General features: G+C 65.7%; 19 protein-coding genes. 8 read left to right on the top strand and 11 right to left on the bottom strand.

What is annotated here, in order from left to right:
* Positions 1 to 213: 213 nt before the first annotated feature.
* Complete coding sequence (locus tag QUV18_RS21890; RefSeq protein ID WP_300896290.1) at positions 214 to 1,038, top strand: MBL fold metallo-hydrolase; 825 nt, start codon at positions 214 to 216, stop codon at positions 1,036 to 1,038.
* Between the two features lie 95 nt (positions 1,039 to 1,133).
* On the opposite strand, the gene QUV18_RS21895 is transcribed toward QUV18_RS21890, so the two are convergent.
* Entirely contained in the window at positions 1,134 to 1,733 is a 600-nt protein-coding gene (locus tag QUV18_RS21895) for a GcrA family cell cycle regulator (RefSeq protein ID WP_300896291.1), read from the bottom strand.
* 148 nt (positions 1,734 to 1,881) lie between these two features.
* Between QUV18_RS21895 and QUV18_RS21900 the strand changes: the two genes are divergently transcribed.
* Entirely contained in the window at positions 1,882 to 2,667 is a 786-nt protein-coding gene (locus tag QUV18_RS21900; protein ID WP_300896355.1) for an ABC transporter permease, read from the top strand.
* A 3-nt stretch (positions 2,668 to 2,670) separates the two neighbouring features.
* Here QUV18_RS21900 and QUV18_RS21905 read toward each other — a convergent pair whose 3' ends face one another.
* The 4 genes from QUV18_RS21905 to QUV18_RS21920 form a co-directional block, all read right to left on the bottom strand.
* A complete protein-coding gene (locus QUV18_RS21905) occupies positions 2,671 to 3,378 on the bottom strand; it encodes a class I SAM-dependent methyltransferase (protein WP_300896292.1) in 708 nt (235 codons plus the stop codon).
* A 28-nt stretch (positions 3,379 to 3,406) separates the two neighbouring features.
* The gene (locus tag QUV18_RS21910) at positions 3,407 to 3,757 is read right to left on the bottom strand and encodes a hypothetical protein (RefSeq protein WP_300896293.1); all 351 of its coding nucleotides are present in this window, start codon (positions 3,755 to 3,757) and stop codon (positions 3,407 to 3,409) included.
* 148 nt (positions 3,758 to 3,905) lie between these two features.
* Complete coding sequence (locus tag QUV18_RS21915; protein ID WP_300896294.1) at positions 3,906 to 4,472, bottom strand: hypothetical protein; 567 nt, start codon at positions 4,470 to 4,472, stop codon at positions 3,906 to 3,908.
* A 62-nt stretch (positions 4,473 to 4,534) separates the two neighbouring features.
* Positions 4,535 to 5,581 (bottom strand): Glu/Leu/Phe/Val dehydrogenase dimerization domain-containing protein, encoded by a 1,047-nt coding sequence (locus tag QUV18_RS21920; RefSeq protein WP_300896295.1) that lies wholly within the window; start codon positions 5,579 to 5,581, stop codon positions 4,535 to 4,537.
* A 125-nt stretch (positions 5,582 to 5,706) separates the two neighbouring features.
* On the opposite strand from QUV18_RS21920, the gene QUV18_RS21925 reads away from it, so the two are divergent.
* Positions 5,707 to 6,162, top strand: coding sequence for an Lrp/AsnC family transcriptional regulator (locus QUV18_RS21925; RefSeq protein WP_300896296.1), 456 nt, complete (start codon positions 5,707 to 5,709; stop codon positions 6,160 to 6,162).
* A 16-nt stretch (positions 6,163 to 6,178) separates the two neighbouring features.
* Here QUV18_RS21925 and QUV18_RS21930 read toward each other — a convergent pair whose 3' ends face one another.
* Complete coding sequence (locus QUV18_RS21930) at positions 6,179 to 6,457, bottom strand: acylphosphatase (protein ID WP_300896297.1); 279 nt, start codon at positions 6,455 to 6,457, stop codon at positions 6,179 to 6,181.
* A 68-nt stretch (positions 6,458 to 6,525) separates the two neighbouring features.
* Positions 6,526 to 6,924, bottom strand: a complete 399-nt coding sequence (locus tag QUV18_RS21935; RefSeq protein WP_300896298.1) for a DUF2177 family protein — start codon at positions 6,922 to 6,924, stop codon at positions 6,526 to 6,528.
* A 148-nt stretch (positions 6,925 to 7,072) separates the two neighbouring features.
* Here QUV18_RS21935 and lepA point away from each other — a divergent pair, with 148 nt between their 5' ends.
* Complete coding sequence (gene lepA, locus QUV18_RS21940) at positions 7,073 to 8,872, top strand: translation elongation factor 4 (protein ID WP_300896299.1); 1,800 nt, start codon at positions 7,073 to 7,075, stop codon at positions 8,870 to 8,872.
* Positions 8,873 to 8,917: 45 nt separating this feature from the next.
* Here the strand turns inward: lepA and QUV18_RS21945 are convergent, their stop codons facing one another.
* Entirely contained in the window at positions 8,918 to 9,061 is a 144-nt protein-coding gene (locus tag QUV18_RS21945) for a hypothetical protein (RefSeq protein WP_300896300.1), read from the bottom strand.
* 385 nt (positions 9,062 to 9,446) lie between these two features.
* Between QUV18_RS21945 and QUV18_RS21950 the strand changes: the two genes are divergently transcribed.
* Positions 9,447 to 9,629: a CTP synthetase gene (locus QUV18_RS21950; RefSeq protein WP_300896301.1), complete on the top strand. Its 183-nt coding sequence runs from the start codon at positions 9,447 to 9,449 to the stop codon at positions 9,627 to 9,629.
* A gap of 892 nt (positions 9,630 to 10,521) precedes the next feature.
* A complete protein-coding gene (locus tag QUV18_RS21955; RefSeq protein WP_300896302.1) occupies positions 10,522 to 10,767 on the top strand; it encodes a hypothetical protein in 246 nt (81 codons plus the stop codon).
* 454 nt (positions 10,768 to 11,221) lie between these two features.
* Here QUV18_RS21955 and QUV18_RS21960 read toward each other — a convergent pair whose 3' ends face one another.
* On the bottom strand, positions 11,222 to 11,977 hold the full coding sequence (locus QUV18_RS21960) for an alpha/beta fold hydrolase (protein WP_300896303.1): 756 nt from the start codon (positions 11,975 to 11,977) through the stop codon (positions 11,222 to 11,224).
* A gap of 77 nt (positions 11,978 to 12,054) precedes the next feature.
* On the opposite strand from QUV18_RS21960, the gene QUV18_RS21965 reads away from it, so the two are divergent.
* The gene (locus tag QUV18_RS21965; RefSeq protein ID WP_300896304.1) at positions 12,055 to 12,429 is read left to right on the top strand and encodes a hypothetical protein; all 375 of its coding nucleotides are present in this window, start codon (positions 12,055 to 12,057) and stop codon (positions 12,427 to 12,429) included.
* On the opposite strand, the gene QUV18_RS21970 is transcribed toward QUV18_RS21965, so the two are convergent.
* Both QUV18_RS21970 and glyA read right to left on the bottom strand, forming a co-directional pair.
* Positions 12,368 to 13,258, bottom strand: a complete 891-nt coding sequence (locus tag QUV18_RS21970) for a DUF817 domain-containing protein (protein ID WP_300896305.1) — start codon at positions 13,256 to 13,258, stop codon at positions 12,368 to 12,370. The two genes, QUV18_RS21965 and QUV18_RS21970, sit on opposite strands and share 62 nt — an antisense overlap.
* Positions 13,259 to 13,328: 70 nt before the next feature.
* Positions 13,329 to 14,636: a serine hydroxymethyltransferase gene (gene glyA, locus QUV18_RS21975; RefSeq protein ID WP_300896306.1), complete on the bottom strand. Its 1,308-nt coding sequence runs from the start codon at positions 14,634 to 14,636 to the stop codon at positions 13,329 to 13,331.
* A gap of 169 nt (positions 14,637 to 14,805) precedes the next feature.
* Here glyA and QUV18_RS21980 point away from each other — a divergent pair, with 169 nt between their 5' ends.
* Positions 14,806 to 15,573: an NAD kinase gene (locus QUV18_RS21980; RefSeq protein ID WP_300896307.1), complete on the top strand. Its 768-nt coding sequence runs from the start codon at positions 14,806 to 14,808 to the stop codon at positions 15,571 to 15,573.
* Positions 15,574 to 15,648: the final 75 nt, after the last annotated feature.

The raw sequence follows: 15,648 nt of genomic DNA on the forward strand, positions 1-15,648 counted from the left end.
TCTCTTGGAATTTCAACGCCTCCCCCGGGATATTTTTGGCCAGAAGAAGCCGGGACGGGTTTTCCGGCGCGGTTCGGCGGCGGCGGTGCGGGGGCCATGAAGCGCGATTCTTGTGCGCTTTGGTTGAGCGTTTCGGACGTGGCGGGGCTTTCGGCGTCTCCGACGGTGACAACGGGGCCGGCCGTGCTAACTTCGCGTAAGGAGGTGCCGCCGATGCTTCGTCTTGCGTTGTTTCTGATTGCCCTTTCATCCGCCGCCATGGCGCAGGAGCGCCGGCCGAGCCATTGCATCGCGGTGGCCGAGTCCACGCCGGGGGTCGAGTATGTGCAGCCGGTGGCCTATACCGACCCGGTACCGGAGCAGTCGGTGCGCATACGTTACGTGACCCATGCGAGCTTCCTGTTGCAGACCGAAGGCGGGCTTTCGGCGGTGACGGATTTCACCGGCTTCCTGGGCAATGTCGATTTCATCCCCGACGTGGTGACGATGAACCATGCCCATTCGACGCACTGGACGGCGCATCCCGACCCGGCGATCCCGCATGTGCTGCCGGGCTGGGGCGAGGAGTTCGGGGCCGGGATCGATCATTACGTCGATTTGGGCGAGATGGTGATCCGCAATGTCTCGACCGATATCCGTTCGGCCTGGGGCGAGGGGGTGGAGCCGGAGGGCAACTCGATCTTCGTGTTCGAGGTGGCGGGGCTTTGTATCGGGCACCTGGGCCACCTGCATCACGAGCCGAGCGACGAGCAATATGTCGCCATCGGGCGGATGGACGTGGTGATGGTGGCCGTCGATGGCGGGCTGACGCTGGACCTGCCGTCGGTCATCCGGGTGATGAACCGGCTGAAGGCGTCGATCGTCATCCCGATGCACTGGTTCGGGGACGGCACGCTGGGGGCCTTTCTTGACGGGATGCGCGAGCAGTTCGACGTGGTGCCGACCGAGGGAAGCGAATTGACGGTGTCGCTGGAGCGCCTGCCCGCGCAGCCGACGGTGATGGTGCTGCGGCCGGCGTTCCTGCGCGAGGGGGAGTGAGGCTGAAAGAAGTGGCCCCGGCTCGGGGGCCGGGGCGGGATGACAGCCGTGCGACCGGCGCGAGGCCCCGGGTCAGGCCCGGGGCGGGGAGCCGCCTAGCGTTTGCGGTCGCGGCGGGAGCTCATCGGCTGGAAGGCCACGCCGACATGAGCCTCGCAATAGGGCTTGCCGGATTGCACGGGCAGACCGCAGAACCAGAAATCCTCGGTCGCGGGGTCGCCGACGGGCCATTTGCAGGTGCGCTCGGTCAACTCCATCAGGGTAAGCTTCTTGGCTTTCTTCTCGACCTCGCTGACCTTGGCCAGCGCCTCGGGGTCGATCTCGTTCGCGGAGGGTTGGGGCGGAAGGGGCTGGCCGGCCGGGATGATCGCCTTGGCGCGGCTGGCGGAAGCGGTGGTCGCCTCGGCCGGTTCCTCGGCGGTCACGTCGGGCTTGGCCTCGGGGCGCGGGGCGGGTTTGGCGGCGGGTTTGGGCTTGTTGCGTGGCTTGGCCGCCGCCGCGGGCTTGGGCTTGGGCGCGGGTTCGGCCGCGGCGCCGCCGCCCGAGCCGTTGCGGTTCGACAGGCCGAGCCGGTGCACCTTGCCGATCACGGCGTTGCGCGTCACGCCGCCCAGCTCCTTGGCGATCTGGCTGGCAGACTGGCCCTCGGCCCACATTTTCTTCAGCTTCTCGACACGCTCGTCGCTCCAGGACATGCGCCACCCCTTATGTCAAAAGGCGGCCAATCGGCGGGCCGCCCGGTTCCTTTTCAGAGGCTTCTATTCTAATCACTGCAGCATGAGTTACAAGGTATCGAATCACGCAGTCACGCCCGAGGGCGCCACGGGCACACCTGCGATCCGGATGGGCAGCCGCCGTTTCGGGCGGGTCAACTGGATGGGGCTGTATACGCTGTGCGCCCGAGAGATACAGCGGTTCATGTCGGTCTGGACCCAGACGCTGCTGGCGCCGCTGGTGACGGCGGGACTGTTCATGATGATCTTCTCGATCGCCATCGGCCCGCGCCGGGGCGAGGTGATGGGGGTGGATTTCACCACCTTCATCGCGCCGGGCATCCTGATGATGACGGTGATCCAGAACGCGTTCGCCAACACGTCCTCGTCGATCGTGATCGGCAAGGTGCAGGGCAATATCGTCGACACGCTTATGCCGCCGCTGAGCCCGGCGGAGCTGGTGATCGGGTACCTTGCCGGCGCGGTGGGGCGCGGGGTGTTCGTGGCGCTGGCGATCAGCGCGGGGCTGCTGCTGTTCCTCGGGATCGTGCCGGAGCATCCGCTCTGGGCGCTGAGTTTCGTGGTGCTGGGCTCGGCGCTGATCGGGGGGCTGGGCATGGTGGCGGGGATCTTCGCCAACAAGTTCGACCAGATGGCGGCGATCACCAATTTCATCATCACGCCGCTGGCCTTCCTGTCGGGCACGTTCTACTCGGTCGAGGCGCTGCCGCCGGGGCTGCGGGAAATCACCCATGCCAACCCGGTCTTCTACCTGATCGACGGGGTGCGGTTCGGGGTGATCGGGGTGTCGGACAGTTCGCCCTGGCTGGGGCTGGCCGTGGCGGTGACGGCGACGCTGGCAGTGTCTGCGCTGGCGTGGTTGATGTTCCGGCGGGGCTATCGGCTGAAGGCCTGAAGCTCAGGCCGGGGTGAGCGCGCAGGTCAGGCGGACCTTTCGGCCCTCGCGGAAGTAATCCTTCATGCCGGTGCGGTCGTCGCCCAGCAGGAGCGCGTGGTCGACCCAGGTCAGGTCCATCCCCAGTGCCTCGGCCATGAACTCGGTCGCGCGGCGGCTGGGCACGCCCACCACGGTATGGGTCTGGCCTTCGATATCCGTGACCGCGTTGAGCGGGTTGGAGACCTCCTCCTTGAGCACCTGCACCATGGCGTTGTCGACCTTGATGAACTCGCTGTCGATGATGATGAGTTGCGGGCCCAGCCGGCGCAGGAGCGAGAGCAGGCGGAAATGATCCATGATGTGGTAGAAGATGCCGTAGACGGCGATGACGTCGAAGCTTTCGCCGGCCGCGATGCGCGCCTCGATCTCGGTGAAGAGGTCGTTGCAATGAAGCGTGACGCGCGGCTTGAAGGGGGTGTCGGGGAACTTGTCGAAACGGGCGACGAGGTCGGCGCGGGCCTCGACGCCGATAACCTCCTCCGCGCCGGCATGGGCCAGCGCGTAGGACCATCGCCCGTCATGGGCAGCCAGGTCGAGCACGCGGGCGCCCGCGATCTGGGGCTGGAACGGGTCGATGATCAGGCGGTGGCGCTGGTCGAGCCGGTGGACGGTGGTGGCGTTGTCGTCGTAGGGCGGCAGGGATTTGAGGAAATCGAAAAAACCGCTCATGCCGCCTGCCTCCGTCTTGCCTGCCTTATCAGGTGCACAGCTGCTCGGCGAGCTTGCCGTACCGGACATAGGCATCCCAGAATTCCTCGTCGGCGGAGCGCTTGGACTGCCGGATTTCCTGGGCGCGGTGCGGGTCGGAGTAGAAGCTGACCGCGCGCCGCTGTTGCGAGGAGGTGAGCGTCTTGTCCGCCGCCGCCTGGATGCAGCCGCACAGTTCGCGCGTGCGGCCGTCGCGGCCGGATTGCAGGCAGGCCTTGCTGATTGGCCCGAAGGCGACCGGGGCCGAACGCATGACAACCACGCGATCGGCGTCGCGCGGCCCGCTGCCGCCGCAGCCTGCAAGAAATACCGCCAGTCCGAGAAGTGTTACCCGCTTCATCACCGTTGCCCGTATCTGCCAGTCCGCCAAACCTGCCGGGGTTGGGCCCCCGGTCAGAAAGGTGCGGATCGATTTGCCCGATCATCGCTCAAACGGGCAGGATTTACAATCGGCAAGATGTGGGCCGGCCAGGGCGAAAGCGGGCTTTCTATTCGATCTTGCCACTCCACGAGCCGAAACTTGTCCATTTCTTGGGCAGGAGCGAGCCGGAGGTCAGGGCCGGGTTGGCGTGGCCGGTGTCGCGGAATGTCACGCGCAGGCCGCCGCCCCTTGTGCCATTGCTGTCGAGTTGCAGGTCCTGCCGGGGGATCCTGACCTCGAGCTGCCGGTCCGCATCACCGGCGCGCCAGTCGCGCGAGAGGCGGACACAGCCGGCGGGTGCGCCGGCGTAGCTTTGGCTGGGGGCGACCTGCCGGAGGAAGTTGAGGTTGTAGGTGAGCACCTCGTTGCCCAGGGCAATGGAGCCCTTCTGGAGCACCCTGTCGCCCTTGTGGCGGACATAGGCGGTGAGCCGCTCGCTTTCGGCCCAGACGCCGCAGAGGCCGGTCTTGCCTGACCAGTTGCGCAGCTCGACCGCGACGGTGACGCCGCCCCCGGTGGAATATTCGCCGCCGCCCAGCACCGGCGAGGGGCCGAGCTTGACCGTGGTGCCCGCCGCGGCGGCGGTGCAGGCGAGCGCAAGCGCGAGGGGAACAATCAGGCGGAACGGGCGCATCTGGGCCTCCTTCATCGGGTTGGACGAAGGGTACGCCCTGTGCGGCCGCCGGGCAAGCGTCGTCAGCCGGCCCGGGCCAGCATCCGGTCCTCGACGATGCGGTCGGCGAGGTGGGCGGGGCTGGCGTTCTCGCCCTCGGCGCGGGCGAGGATGCGCTCCATGGTGGTTTCGATGGCCTTGAGCTTGTCGGCGACCCAGGGGGCGGGATCCTCGATATGCAGGATCTCGGCGGCCACGTTGATGATGCCGCCGCCATTGGCGACGTAATCGGGCAGGTAGAGGATGCCGCGGGTGTGCAGGAGGTCGGCATCGGCGTCGGTGGCAAGCTGGTTGTTGGCGGCGCCAGCGACGAGTTTCGCCTGAATTTGCGGGATGGTTTCGGCGTTGAGGATGCCGCCGATGGCGCAGGGAGCGAAGATGTCGGCCTCGGCCGCGTGGATGGTGTGCGGGTCACCGACGGCGGTGTTGAAATCGCGGGCCGTGGTTGCGGTGCGGGCGGGATTCATGTCGGCGACGACGAGCTTCGCGCCTTCGTCGTGCAGCAGGCGGCAGAGATGCCAGCCGACATGGCCGAGGCCCTGAACCGCAACGGTCTTGCCGGTCAGGTCGCGGCTGCCGAAGACGCGGGCGGCGCCGACTTTCATGGCGCCAAGCACGCCTTGGGCCGTAACCGGGGAGGGGTCGCCGCTGGCATGGGCGCCGTCGTCGCGGCCCGCGACGAAGCGGGTGACGCCGGCCATGATTGCCATGTCCTCGGGGGTCATACCCATGTCTTCGGCTGTCCAGTAGCGGCCCTCGAGCAGTTCGACCGCGCGGCCCATGGCGCGCAGGAGTTGCGGGGACTTTTCCTTGACCGGATCGCCCATGATCACCGCCTTGCCGCCGCCCAGCGGCAGGTCGGCGGCGGCGTTCTTGTAGCTCATGCCGCGGGAGAGGTTGAGCACGTCCTCGAGCGCTGCCTCGTCGCTGTCATAGACCCGCATCCGCAGCCCGCCCGCTGCCGGGCCACGTGTGGTGGAGTGCAGTGCGATGAAGCCGCGGAGCCCGCTGGCCGGGTCCTCGACGCGGTAGACTTCCTCGTGGGTGTTGGACGAAAGGCGTGTCAGCATGGTGTTTCCCCTCCTGTAACAGAGGTAGGCATAGCCGAAGCCGGGTGCAAAAAATCAGCAAAGATCGGCTTGATATGGTGTAGGATTGGTGGAAATCACCAGTAAAGCCGGGAGTGGTGGAGGAAATGGACAAGACCGATCGCCAGATCATCGCTGCGCTGCAACGGGACGGGCGTCAGAAGCTGGCCGACCTGTCCGAGCGGATCGGCCTGTCGCCCACCCCGCTGGCGCGGCGGATCGCGCGGCTGGAGAAGGATGGGATCATCACCGGCTATTCCGCGCGGGTGGACCAGGAGAGTCTGGGGCTGCCGCTGAACATCTTCATCTTCGTGGAGCTGGAGAAACAGACGCGCGCGGCGATCACCGCCTTCGAACGCGACCTGCGGCGGTTCGAGGAGGTGATGGAATGCTACCTGATGACCGGCACGCGCGATGTGCTGATCCGGGTGGTGGCGGCCGACCTTGCGGCGTTCGACAGGTTTCTCGAGGATGGCTTGATGCAGACCGAGAACATCCGGTCGATGCGGTCGAGCTTTGCCCTGCGGACGATGATCCGGCGGAATGCGTTGCCGCAGGGGTAGTGGGGGCGAGCCCGCCTCAGCGCAGGATCTCGAACCCGTTCTGGCCGGGCCAGTCGGCCTCGCTCACGTCGACCGAGCGCACGACCGCGGCGGGCGGGCCGTGGTTCAACTCCCGAAGCATCTCGTCGACCGAGCTGACCGGGCCGGCCATCAGCGTTGTGACCGCACCGTCGGATTCGTTCCTGACCCAGCCGGTCAGCCCCCGCACCTTGGCCTCGATCTGCGTCCAGGCGCGGAACGAGACCCCCTGAACCCGGCCTTCGATCCGGGCGTGAACGGCTTTCGTGTCGGACATGGCAGCCTCCCTGGCGGTTTTTCCCGCAAGTATAGCACAGGGCGGCCCGGGAATCCCCCGGGCGAAATTCACGACAGGCGGCTGACCGCCACAACGCCCAGCCACGCCGAGACGGCCGTCAGGGCCGTGCCCCAGGCGAGGTCGGTCGCGACCATCTGCCAGGACCAGTGTTTGAGCGTGGCGAAATTGGTGAATTCGTAGGTGCCGTAGGCCAGAGCGCCCACGACCGCGCCGTTGAGAAGCGCCATCGAGGGCTGGCCCGCGCGCAGGGCGGGGAGCGAGACGAGGTAGACGAGCCCCGCCACGTAGGCGGCATAGAAGGCGAAGGCGGGGCCCATTCGCACGCTGTCGGCCAGAAGCTCGCCCGCGTGGCGCTCGAAGACCGGTTTCACGAGGTAACGCAGGCCGAGGAAATCGAGCCCGAAGAAGATCACGGCGGTGACGAGATAGAGCCAGATGGCGTGCATGGGGGTCTCCTTTCGGCAAGGAGGTAGGGCGGGGCGGCGGGCGGTCCATGGGCGGTGGCGGCGGGGGGCGCATAATCGTCATCCGGTGGGCCGCGCGCCGCTCAACCCACCTTGACCCTAAGCGCAATCCGCCTCATATCCCAACGTCATGACACCGCTCTCTCACATCCGCAATTTCTCTATCGTGGCGCATATCGACCACGGGAAATCCACGCTGGCCGACCGCCTGATCCAGATGACGGACACGGTGGCCGAACGCGACATGAAGGAGCAGTTGCTCGACTCGATGGATATCGAGCGGGAGCGCGGAATCACCATCAAGGCCAACACGGTGCGCATCGATTATACCGCCGATGATGGCGAGCAATACGTGCTGAACCTGATCGACACGCCCGGCCACGTGGACTTTGCTTACGAGGTATCGCGGAGCATGCGCGCGGTCGAAGGCTCGCTTCTGGTGGTGGACAGCACGCAAGGGGTCGAGGCGCAGACGCTGGCCAACGTCTACCAGGCGATCGACGCCGATCACGAGCTGATCCCGGTGCTGAACAAGATCGACCTGCCCGCGAGCGATATCGACCGGGTGGCCGAGCAGATCGAGGACGTGATCGGGATAGACGCCTCGGGCGCCATCCCGGTGTCGGCCAAGACCGGGCAGGGCATCCGCGAGGTGCTGGAGGCGATCATCCGCGATCTGCCGCCGCCCAAGGGTGACCGCGACGCGCCGCTCAAGGCGATGCTGGTGGACAGCAAGTACGACCTTTACCTTGGCGTGGTGGTGCTGGTGCGGATCATGGACGGCGTCATGAAGAAGGGCGACCGGATCAAGATGATGCAGACCGGCGCGGTCTATAACGTGGAGCGGATCGGCGTGTTCCGCCCGGCGATGACCGTGGTCGACGAGCTGGGCCCGGGCGAGATCGGGTTCATCACCGCGTCGATCAAGCAGGTGCGCGACACGCGGGTCGGCGACACGATCACGACCGAGAAGAAGGGCTGCGAGAAGCCGCTGCCCGGCTTCAACCCGTCGGTGCCGGTGGTGTTCTGTGGGCTCTTCCCGGTGGATTCGGCCGAGTTCGAGGATCTGCGGGACGCGATCGAGAAGCTGGCGCTGAACGATGCGTCGTTCAGCTACGAGATGGAAAGCTCGGCCGCGCTTGGCTTTGGCTTCCGCTGCGGGTTCCTGGGGCTGCTGCACCTCGAAGTGGTGCGCGACCGGATCGAGCGGGAGTACGATATCGAGCTGATCACCACCGCGCCCTCGGTGATCTACCATGTCTACATGAAGGACGGCTCGCAGATCGAGCTGCACAACCCGGCCGACATGCCCGACATGACCCATGTGGACCATGTCGAGGAGCCGCGGATCAAGGCGACGATCCTGGTGCCGGACGAGTTCCTTGGCGACGTGCTGAAGCTGTGCCAGGATCGACGGGGCATCCAGCTTGACCTGACCTACGTGGGCGGCCGGGCGATGGCTGTCTATGACCTGCCGCTCAACGAGGTGGTGTTCGACTTCTACGACCGGCTGAAATCGGTGACCAAAGGCTATGCCTCGTTCGATTACCAGCTCGAGGGATATCGCGCCGACAACCTCGTGAAGATGCAGGTCCTGGTGAATGACGAGCCGGTCGACGCGCTGTCGATGATGGTGCACCGCGACCGGGCGGAGATGCGCGGGCGGGCGATGTGCGAGAAGCTCAAGGACCTGATCCCGCGCCACATGTTCAAGATCCCGATCCAGGCGGCGATCGGCGGCAAGGTGATTGCCCGCGAGACGCTGTCGGCGCTGCGCAAGGACGTGACGGCGAAGTGTTATGGTGGGGATATCACCCGGAAGAAGAAGCTGCTGGAAAAGCAGAAGGCCGGGAAGAAGAAGATGCGCCAGTTCGGGAAGGTGGAAATCCCGCAGGAAGCGTTCATCTCGGCGCTGAAGATGGACGGGTGACGCCGGCACTTGCCGGCTGGCGCCCGTTTTCCTGAGCCTTCAAGCCTAGAACAGGCCTTCGTCGTTGTTCTCTTCCTCGGCGATCTTGTCGGCGGCGACGACGGCGCCGGCCCCTACGAGGGGTGCGCAATTTGCCAGCAGGGGCAGGGTGCAGGCGAGGGCAAGGGCGGTCCAGAGTTTACGGGTCATCGGGGGCTCCTTTTCTGTTCGGGGTGGCGGTGGCTTAGCGGATCACGGCGGTGGTCACGTCCTCGACGTCCTGGACGAAACCTTTCGTCGTCTCGCAGCCGGCGAGGGCGGCGATCAGGGGCAGGGCAAGGAGAAGTCGGGTCATGTCGGGCCTCGTTCGCTGTCTTGACCCTGCGATATGTGGCGGTTTCGGCGGATTGCAAAATCTGAGGTTGCATTTCGGCAAGGAGTTGCCGAAAGGCGGCGTGGAGGCGCCTGGGGTGCGCATGAAGGGCCCGAACGTGGCGCGGGAGGCCGCTATGTGCGGTTTGATCCTCGTCAATGCGTCATCTGGCGCCCCGTGTCATGGATCGTCTCGGGACCGCGCCTGAGACGGAGACATACCATGTGGCTGATCATGATCCTTCACCTGTTCATCGGGGCGACCCTTGCCGGGAGCGCCGTCATCGCCGCGCTTGTCGCAGGGCAGGACACGCTCGGGGCGATCCTGGTGGCCGCCGGGGCGGGATTCGTCGTGGCGTTTCCGGTGTCGTGGGTGGTGGCAAAACGCTTGCGGGGGCTGTCCTGAGGGGCAAAAGCGTTCGCGGGTGCAGAAAATCCGGCGGGTGCACGGTGTTTGACCAAACGTCAACTTATCCCCGTGCAAGCCAGCCGGGCGTAACGCTTTTCCGGCCTTGTCCACAGGATTCCTGCAAGGTTATCAACCGTTTGATCCACAGCTTTTTTCCATGCTGCAGTGCTATTTTCTTGCGCGACTCGGGGCCCCGCGTAACAGTTATATGACCGGACGGGATCGCAGAGACCGGACGGTGCGCAAAGGCCCCCCGGAGCCGGCGCGAAGGGAGACGAGACAACGGGCGCGAGCCCGGCGTTTAACGGCCCCTCCGCAAGGGTTCATGGCATGGCCGCAGCGAGACGGGTTGCTTCGCAGCCGTCCGGATCGCGGTGATCATGCCAGGGTTCTGAGCAGGCCACGACAGACCGTGACACCCCCAGGGGTTGGTCGCTGTGGCAGCCGAAGGCCGCTAGGCCGGAGGCACGCTGACGGTCGCGAGGCCCGAGGCAAACTGGCCGACAGGCCCTTCGGGGCAGGACGACCAGCAAGGCGTCAGGGTGCGGGAAAGGTCATCCGACCGGAACCGCGATGCAAGGACCGCGTCTGAGCACCTGACGCCTATCCTAATTCTTGCCCCTTCAAGGGCAAACGGGACCCGTGCCAATGGCAATCGGGTCCCGCCGTCTTGGATGCTACCGCGTCTGTTGCACCTGTGACGCCACCCATACACTGGAGATGCGGGGCGGGCAACTACATCTGGTAGTGCCCTACGGTATTTCCCCTGACGGCATGGCATTTCCGCAAAACCTGGGTCGGCGCCTTTCCGCGGAGGCCGGAGTGGACGCTATTGCGGCGCGGGGAATCAGGTTACCGTAGCGTCACCCATGCCGGAGAGGAGATCGACATGACACGCTATGCCCTTGCCGCCGCCGTGATATTGGCCGCTGCGCCGGTCATGGCTGCGCATTGCCCGCAGGATATGGCCAAGATCGATGCGGCCCTTGCAGCGAGCAGCGCGGAGCTGAGCGAAGAGGACCTGGCCCAGGTGAAGGAGCTGCGCGCCAAGGGGGAAGAACTGCACGAGGCCGGTGATCATGCGGCCTCGGTCGAAGAACTTGGAAAGGCGATGGAAATCCTCGGGATCGAGTAATTTTTCATCGCAATTGATTCAAATCAAGGCGGTTTGCTCTTCCGTTGGGTAAACTGCCTTCTGACAAGACCGGATCGCACCAAGCCGATCCCTGCGATGAGTTCGCATCTGCCGACGGCGCCCGTGCTGGGCGGGCCGTCGCGCAAGCGGAACGGGCGGCGGGCGTGGGGATGCCCGCGATCGCCCGATTGCCGCACCAGCCGGGGAGCCGGCGGGACGGTCCGGTGTTGGTGTCGCCTGATGATCTAGGACACCCGGGCGGCACACCCCTTCTTAAGGAAGGGTAAAGGGCGGCGGTGCGGAGGAGGAGCCCGCCGCCGCCCGATCTTTTCCGACAATAAAGAATGGTGAGGTGACGCGAATTCCGTGTGAAGGATGCGCGCGTTGCGCGGGCGTGTCGTGCGCAGGTTCAAACGGAAAGCTTGCACAAAGGCAATGTGGGCGGTGGTTATCCTCAGCCAAGCCAGGTGCGGACCGCGGCCTCGAATTCGCGCGGTTTCTCGGCATGGACCCAGTGGCCCGCGCCGGGGATCTTGGCGAAGCGCGCCTTCGGGAAGAGGGTCTTGATGGTGTCGCGGTGGTCGTGGGTGACGTAGTCGGACTCTGCGCCCGTCAGGAAAAGGGTTTCACCTTCGTAGGGGCCGGAGAGGTCGGGGAAGGTCATGATGCTGTCCATCTCGGCGCCGAGCGTGTCGAGGTTGAGAAGCCATTCGCGGTTCTTCACGTCGAGCGATTGCAGGAAGAAGGGCACCAGCGCCGGATCGTCGACATGGGGCGCCAGCAGCTCCTGCGCGTCGGAGCGGCGCTCGATCCCGGAAAGGTCGACCGCTTTCATGGCGTCGATGTATTTCGCCTGTGAGTGGCCGTAGGCGACGGGCGCGATGTCGGCCACGATCAGGCGATTCACGAGGTCGGGCTGCGTGAGCGCCAGCGTCATCGCCGCCTTGCCGCCCATGGAGTGGCCGAGCAGGTCGAAGGGCCCGTCGAAATGGTCGATCACCTCGGCCAGGTCGGCGGCGAGGTCGCGGTAGGTGTGGGTGTCGAACCACGGGCTGTGGCCGTGGTTGCGCATGTCGACGGCGACGACCTTGCGTTCATCCGCGAGCCGCTTGGCGATCACGCCCCAGTTGCGCCCCGAGCCATAGAGCCCGTGGGCGATCAGCAGGCCGGGCTTGTCGGTGGGGCCCCCGTGTTCGATGACGTTCAGCATGGGCGAGCGATAGCGCAGACGCGCGTGGATCGCCAGCCCTGTTGAGTGCGTCGCCCGGGTGCGCTAGGGAAGTCGGTATGATCGACACGGCGAAGTTTCACCAGCGGGCCGAGAGCCTGAGCGAGATGCTGCAGAAGCGGCTGGGCGTGCGGGGCAAGAGCCTGAAGGCGCGGCTGTCGCGGGCGGGCCGGCGGCTGCCCAAGGCGCAGCGGCGCGCGGGCGAGACGTTGCTGCGGGCTGAGCGGCTGATGGGTCATCCCAAGCTTGCGCGTCTGGCCGACCCGGTGGAGACGGATCAGGCGTTCGACAGCATCACAGGGCATCTCAAGCGGTTCGACCGGGCGGAGGCACGGCGCAACGCTGTCATGACATGGCTGGCGGTGGTGGTGTTCAACCTGCTGCTTCTGGGCGGGCTGGTCGTGGCGCTGGTGCGGTGGCAAGGTCCTCTCTGACCAGCGGAACGGGCGAAAGCGGGCGGCGGACCACGAGGGTCACCGTGACGAAGGCCACGTAAAGCAGAAGGTACCAGGAACCGAGCTTGCCGAGGCTGACGAGTTCGAGCCGGGCCTGGCCGGAATAGACCCAGGTGCCGGTCATCGTGCCGATATTCTCGGCCACCCACAGGAAGATCGCCGACAAGAAGGCCGCGAGCGGCAGGGGCATCCAGTAGAGGTTGTCGCCGATGCGGTACCAGATGCGGGTGCGCAGGAAGAGCAGGACGGTCGCGGCAAAGAGGATGAGCCGGATGTCGGGCAGGAAGTGGTGGGCAAAGAAGTTCACGTAGATGCCCACGGCCAGCAGCATGGTCATCCAGTAGGGCGGGTAGGGGGCGAAGCGCATGTCGAAGACGCGAATGGTGCGGGCCATGAAGCTGCCGACGCTGGCATACATGAAGCCCGAGAAAAGCGGCACGCCGAGGATCTTGAAGAAACCGGGTTCCGGGTAGCTCCATGATCCGGCGTGGACCTTGAAGAACTCCATCGCCGTGCCGGTGAGGTGGAAGAGGGCGATGACGCGGGCCTCTTCCCAGGTTTCCAGTTTCAGGGCGAGGAAGAGGGCCTGAAGGCCGAGGGCCATGATGACAAGGACATCATAGCGGTGAAGCGGCATGAGGTCGGACCAGATCAGCTTGGTGCCGATGATGGCCACGAGAAGCGACAGGCCGAAAAGGCCGGACCAGCCCATCTTGAGCAGGAACATGACAAGTTCCGCTGCCCAGCCGGGCAGGCGGGCGCGCATCCAGTCGCCGAGATGGCGCTCTATCCGGCGGGTCGTCGTCATGGCGACATAAGAAGGCCGCGGCGCCGGTATGTCCAGCGCCGCGGCCCTTTTTCCGTGGGTCAGGCCCGGATCAGAGGTTGGGGTAGAGCGGGAAGCGCTGGCACATGGCCATGACTTCGCCTTTGACCTTCGCCTCGACCGAGCCGTTATCGTCGGGTCCGTTGGCGGCCAGCCCGTCGACCACCTCGACGATCCAGTCGGCGATCTGGCGGAACTCGGCCTCCTTGAAGCCGCGGGTGGTGCCGGCGGGGGTGCCGAGGCGGATGCCGCTGGTCACGGTGGGCTTTTCCGGGTCGAACGGGATGCCGTTCTTGTTGGTGGTGATATGGGCGCGGCCAAGCGCGGCGTCGGTGATGTTGCCGGTCACCTTCTTGGGCCGCAGGTCGACGAGCATCACGTGGGTGTCGGTGCCGCCGGTGACGATATCCAGACCGCCCTTGATGAGCTGGTCGGCCAGCGCGTCGGCATTGGCGCGCACCTGCTTGATGTAGGTCTTGAACTCGGGCTGCAGCGCCTCGCCGAAGGCCACGGCCTTGGCGGCGATCACGTGCATCAGCGGGCCGCCCTGGATGCCGGGGAAGATGGCCGAGTTGACCTTCTTGGCGATGTCCTCGTCATTGGTGAGGATCATGCCGCCACGGGGGCCGCGCAGGGTTTTGTGCGTGGTCGTGGTGGCGATGTGGGCGTGGGGGAAGGGCGAGGGATGCTCGCCTGCCGCGACGAGGCCGGCGAAGTGGGCCATGTCGACATGCAGGTAGGCGCCGACCATGTCGGCGATCTCGCGGAAGCGGGCGAAGTCGATCACGCGCGGGATGGCCGAGCCGCCGGCGATGATCATCTTGGGCTTGTGCTCTTTCGCCAGTTCCTCGACCTGGTCGTAGTCGATCAGGTTGTCCTGCTGGCGGACGCCGTATTGCACGGCGTTGAACCACTTGCCCGACTGGTTGGGCGCGGCGCCGTGGGTGAGGTGGCCGCCCGAGGCAAGGTTCATGCCGAGGATGGTGTCGCCCGGCTGGAGCAGGGCCTGGTTGACGCCCTGGTTGGCCTGCGAGCCGGAGTTGGGCTGGACGTTGGCGAAGCCGCAGTTGAAGAGTTGCTTGGCGCGCTCGATGGCGAGATTCTCGGCGACGTCGACATACTGGCACCCGCCATAGTAGCGGCGGCCGGGGTAGCCTTCGGCGTACTTGTTGGTGAGAACGGAGCCCTGCGCCTCCATCACGGCGGCCGAGACGATGTTCTCGGAGGCGATCAGTTCGATCTCGTCACGCTGGCGGCCAAGCTCCGATTCTATGGCCTTGGCGATCTCGGGGTCGCGCTCGGCGAGGGACTGGGTGAAAAAGTCTTTGCCCTCAAAGGGCTGGTTTCCGTCGTGCGGCATTGTGATGACTCCGTCCGATTGCCTTTGCGGCGATTTCCTATCGGAAACTGGCTTTGGTTGAAAGATGGTAAAGCGACAAAACCCCTTGCAGTACCGGCATATTCCGCGCAACACCGGAGACACAAGTATCGTAAGAGCCAAGAAAAAGGCGCATCGGAAACCCAAGCTCATGGCCAAGGACTTCAAGATCGCCTTTGTCGCCAGCGACGTGGCCGTGGCCCAGACGGCGCGGGCCGCGCTTGTCCAGCGGTTCGGCCAGACCGAGGAGGCCGAAGCCGACGTGATCGTGGCCCTGGGGGGCGACGGGTTCATGCTGAGCACGCTGCACCGGACCCAGAACCTCGACACGCCGGTTTACGGGATGAACCGGGGCACGGTCGGGTTCCTGATGAACGAATACAGCGAGAGCGACCTGATGGAGCGGCTGGCGGAAGCGGCGGAAGAGGTGCTGAACCCGCTGTCGATGACCGCCAAGACGGTGGATGGCAAGCTGCACAAGGCGCTGGCGATCAACGAGGTCTCGCTTTTGCGGGCGGGGCCGCAGGCGGCGAAGCTGAAGATCACCGTCGACGGGCGGCTGCGGCTGGCCGAGCTGGTCTGTGACGGGGCGCTGCTGGCAACGCCGGCGGGGTCGACCGCGTACAACTATTCCGCGCACGGGCCGATCCTGCCGATCGGGTCGGACGTGTTGGCGCTGACGGCGGTGGCGGCGTTCCGGCCGCGGCGGTGGCGGGGGGCGCTGCTGCCCAAGGCGGCGGAGGTACGATTCGACGTGCTGGATGCCAAGAAGCGGCCGGTGATGGCCGATGCGGACAGCCTGTGGGTCGAGAATGTCGTCTGGGTGGTGATCCGGTCGGAGCCCAGCATCGTGCACCGAATCCTTTTCGACCCCGGCCACGGGCTGGAAGAGCGCCTGATCCGCGAACAGTTCGAATAAACCGCCTCCAGGCGCGTGTCATCGGCGATGCCCGCAAGGGGTGCGTTCGTTTTTCCGCCGATGCGCGAAATCGGG

Origin of the sequence: Roseovarius sp. (assembly GCF_030373445.1) — a bacterium.
Taxonomy (GTDB): Bacteria; Pseudomonadota; Alphaproteobacteria; order Rhodobacterales; family Rhodobacteraceae; genus Roseovarius.